Origin of the sequence: Sodalis-like endosymbiont of Proechinophthirus fluctus (assembly GCF_001602625.1) — a bacterium.
GTDB lineage: Bacteria > Pseudomonadota > Gammaproteobacteria > Enterobacterales > Enterobacteriaceae.
The window spans coordinates 9453-14108 of sequence record NZ_LECR01000003.1; the positions used below are offsets into that span (position 1 = coordinate 9453).

Here is a 4656-nt window from a genome sequence, read left to right on the forward strand (position 1 = left end):
ATGGGAAGACTTAATTTTTAAGTATAAAAATGTATAATAATTTATAAAAAAGGTTGAGTGATAATATTCATCTCATAGACCATAGTTTATATAATAAAAAATTTTATAGTATAGGTTACCATACCGACAATTTGATTTGAATAAATAAAACTTAAAAAAATTACTTTGAACTATTAAATATATAATTACCAATACTAACAAGATAGGCAGATAAACACATGACTAAAAATCTGACTAAACGAAGAAAAGAAAGTAATATTGAGAAGTTGAAGAGACGTTAAACATGAAAATAAAAACGATCCTAACCGCATAAACTATGAAATTTTCCAAATAAATTCTGGTATAAAAATGAATGAAGAAAGGAAAAAATAACCGCCGCTATTAACGATATTGAGTAATCCGACCAAAAAATTTTACCGTTTGTATAATAGAATTATCTGGAATATGGGAAATAAACGGAAATTTCTGCAGATCTTGATTGCCTGAATTTTATATTATCCCCCTAAACCCCTATCTTAACATTTGTTAAAAATTTTACCCGCTCTTCGCAAGTTTGATAATGAGAAACAATTATTATTAATGTTGATTAACAATCATTATTAATTTAATGTGTAAATATAAATTAAATTTTCACGATATATAATATTATTTTAATTGAAATACCTAATATAAGTAGAGAACCTACATATATCGTTTGTCTTAAGTGAGTTGCGTAACTACCCTACCTTGACCGGACGGTAAAGAGCACCTCTACCCCTGTGACCTCGGTGTGTTAAAAAACTGCGTATTCACTACGTAAAAAGCGCTTTATATAGAGAATAAAGTAGCTCAGCAGTGTGTTTAAGGTGAGATTTGAAGTGAGATTTAAAGTAAGATTTAGGGGTGAGATAACTCAGCGGCAGTCATGCGGTCATGTTTGCTATATTTGCGCCAGGGCGTGAGTGAGCTAAACTTTTTTAGGTGCTTAGTGCTGCGCAGATTAACAGATACCTTTAATGTCCATTAAGGTGATGGCTAAAAAACCGCCGAGAGTGAAATCATCCTAAAAGATAAAACAGAAACACGCCGGTAGACTGGTGCGGAGTCTGGCATATAAAAGGAAGTGAGCAGTAAAAATGGGCGGCCATCCCACCTGATAAGACATCTGCTGACGATCCCCACACTGACGCCGATCCTGTTTAACCAGTTTCGGGTAAGAGAAAAGCTGCAGAGAGCGGCTAAGTCATCCTGAAAGCCACCTGGTCCTTTGCAAGCAGGGAGGTGGCGGTAAGCCGACCTGCATAGTGCGGCAGAACTACTAGTCGTAAGTGCAATCGGAACAATATCGATTAGCGGAGTCAGCGTCCGAAAACGTCGTAGCAACGCGTCTAGCAGGGAGAGAATGGTCATTCTACCCTTTTCTGGACACCCTTCGCTGCGTCCGGCACGCTATTTTTTCAGACTTTTGACAGCAGTTGCGTTGGCCCCACTTGCCAGTATAGCTTGCCGCTGCCGTTGACGGCGTCCAGATCAATTCCAGCCATGCCCGAAGTGGCGAACATCGGCGTCCGCTCCTCTTCGGGGCATTAATCCCCCAACAGATCTCCCATCAATGGCAAATGAGAGATGATCAACACCAATTTAAACCCTTCATTCATCAGCGCCTGCAGGCAAGCAGCATACCAGTCCGGCAATCCCCCGCCCGGCGTCAGCTCCGGCAACATTTCATGTCCGTCCAGCAAACACCAGATATACCCGCAGGGTATCGAGCGTCTACCTAGCGCGCAGATAGGGACTGACCAACACCCGATCAATATCCACCACTTTGCTGCTAAGCCAGAGCGCCATCAAGCTGAATTCGTCATGGCCCCGATCGGTTAGGGGTCTTTCCATATCGCTGGCAGCCTCGGAAATAGCATCGCTATGTCGCATAATTAGAACTTGCATAATGCACCGTTATTGTTGGGGGAAAAACGCGCCAGGTCGGCTGGGTAATGCCCCAGCCTCTGCGACTGACATACAGGCCGAGGCGACATCTACCCACGGTGGCGGTATAACGACCGTATCAAATGAGCGTCTCATCTGACCAAAACGCTACTTCTACATCAACTCTACCATGGGAGTCAATATCAGGTTATGACAAAAAATTTGTCATAATGGTGCATAAATACCATGATAATATTCTTATATCGGAACAAAAATAGCATCTATACTTTACTTTATGTCTCAGAATTATAGTTATAAAATGGAATTAATGTAGACAAAATTGAAAAATAATAATTTCATTCTGACAGAAAAAGTAAAATCTGCGTAAAGCACAAAACCGTTATCCTGCAGTTCAATCTTGGCATTGATCTGGCAAGGTTCAGATTCCACCACGCAGGTTTTTTTCCTACAGCGAGGCCAACATCGATTCTGCCTGCTGGTGGACTGTAAAAATTCTCGGCCAAAGCTCGCCTTGCAATCTTAATTGTCAATAATGATGATGCCAAAGTCAACGCAGCAGTAAGCTGCCGTTTCATTTGCGCTGCATTTGTTCAGTTAATTAGCAATTATGTTCCTCTTGCCAGGTGACCTATGGTAGGGAGCTAGTCATCAATCTTACTAATTATAGGAAATAATTATACGCAAATTGTACTTTTTTTAACAGAATATTCGGTGCATAATAGATCTTAGAAAGACGCATTTTTATCGCCAGAGGTAAGGAGATATAGTTCTATATTTCCAAATAGTTACCGATATAGTAAAACCGTAAACAGAACGTCATACTGAGTGCAGCGGCACTAGACGGCACTAACATAACCGCACCCCGGAGGGTCGCCACACCATCAGTCGCTCTCTGACTCCCTGTTAACTTGCCCTCCCCGACCGGCACGTTACCTCTGCAATCCGGAAGTTAAGCCATTGACCACATAGGACAGCGCCGTTTATTGGATATCTATCGAGTTAAGATCGCCTTGGATGGCGGCGGCGTTCTGGTTTTCCTGCAGCGTCAATACGCCATCACTGGCTAGGAATTCATGCCGCTGGAAATAGGCGGCGCGCACTATGGCGTAGGGATCCTGCGAATTGTGCAGCAGGCCATCTAAATCCAGAAGTTGAGCGCGCGTTTCCAGGCCTTCCAACGCCCATTTGCCGGCGGACATCCACCAGGTCAGGTAGCTCAACAGCGGGTAGAGATTATCCACTAGGCTGCCGACGTCCTCACGTGGCGTGAAGCTGCCGTAGCCGGGAAGCTGCATATACGGCCCGTAACCGACGCCATAATTGCCCAGCGTACTGCCAAAACGTCGCGGCTCCTCTTTGGCTAGCTTCGAGTTCACTATGGAAGCTACATCTATTAAACCCCCTATACCGAGCAGGGTATTAAGGAAAAAACGGTTGAAATGAACCATCGCTTTGTATGGCTTGCCCTCAACAAAGTAGTTGACCATTGTGGCAGGCTCTTCCAGGTTGGTAAAAAAATTGCTCAACCCGTTACGCGCCGGCTTCGGCACATAATCCCGCCAGGCTACTGCCGCCGGGCGCACCACGTATGGATCCAGCACGTTATAGTTGAAATTAAACATGCTGTGGTTGAAATCTTCCAGAGGATCTGACCGGCCTTGGTCGTCCTGATTTTGATGAGTAGCGCACCCTAGAAGCAGGACGATGGCAAACACCACACTTGACAGGCGAAAATTCATTATAGAACTCCATTGTATTTTCTTATGCCATCGCTAGGGAAGCTTCTAGTCTATCTCAAATGCTACCCGACCGTTACTGCTAAATAGCTGCGTCGTACTTTCTCCGAACCAGTCACCGCGCTGCGGTTGAGCGGTACTGCTGTTCTTGCGCCACTTTGCTGAATTGATGAATATCAACATGGCCGCCGCAGCACAAGCGCCTAGCAGCAGGTCGCCCAGCAAAGCCATATCGTTGAGCGCCTCATTTTTCCCGCCATACTGGCTATAGAGCAAAGAGATATCCTACATCCAGATCCGGCCGTTCATATCACTGGCATGGCGATAGCGCGCGATTACCCCTTCTCATCAATAAGAAATGACTCTGGCATACCATACACTCCGAGATCCAGATTAAGAATACCGCCGCCGTCGATCATGCTCATTATGTAGGGTTGCCAAACGTGTTCAGCCAGGCCAATGCCTGAGGGCGATTGTCTTTTTGGTTGATACCGACGATCCTAACACCCCGTGTTGCGAGACCGTTGAAGAATTGGTGCTCGGCGGGGCAGGTGGAACACCAGGTAGCCCAGACATTAAGCAGCCAAGGACGCCCGTCAAGCAGCACTACTTGATTGTAGGTTTTACCTAGATATACCTAGATCTTCCAGAGACGCCAGGGTCAAGGCCGGAACGATTTTCCTATCAACACTGACCCCAGGCGCGTAGGATTGTCGCCGTGGACGCCGCGCGTCAAACTACTACGGTAAAAAGCGAGCGACAACAGAAAAAACAGTGCCAAAGGCATAAACAGCAGATTGTAGCTCATATGTGTAGGCACCCCGCTGCCCGTCAGACAGGTCTTTTTACCCGCCCGATAGCGAGAGTCTAACAAACAGCAAACACTACCAGCGACCATAAATAACCCGCTCAGCCAAATCCAGTTCACGAGCGGCTTGTAATAACGGCTTGTAATAAGAAGGCATACGACCCACGAGCCTCCGTCAAGCTCCTC

The 4656-nt window shown here is 45.4% G+C and carries 2 protein-coding genes and 2 pseudogenes; all 4 read right to left on the reverse strand.

The window, feature by feature from the left end; all coding sequences use genetic code 11:
- Positions 1 to 1436: 1436 nt before the first annotated feature.
- Positions 1437 to 1926 (reverse strand): annotated as a pseudogene (gene sixA / locus BG74_RS00340) (phosphohistidine phosphatase SixA).
- A gap of 980 nt (positions 1927 to 2906) precedes the next feature.
- A complete protein-coding gene (gene mlaA, locus BG74_RS00345; protein ID WP_066595634.1) occupies positions 2907 to 3665 on the reverse strand; it encodes a phospholipid-binding lipoprotein MlaA in 759 nt (252 codons plus the stop codon).
- A 45-nt stretch (positions 3666 to 3710) separates the two neighbouring features.
- Positions 3711 to 3938 carry a hypothetical protein gene (locus BG74_RS00350; protein WP_066595637.1) on the reverse strand — a complete coding sequence of 76 codons (228 nt, stop codon included), beginning with the start codon at positions 3936 to 3938 and terminating at the stop codon, positions 3711 to 3713.
- Positions 3939 to 3947: 9 nt separating this feature from the next.
- A pseudogene (locus BG74_RS00355) lies at positions 3948 to 4470 on the reverse strand (DsbE family thiol:disulfide interchange protein).
- Positions 4471 to 4656 lie beyond the last annotated feature (186 nt).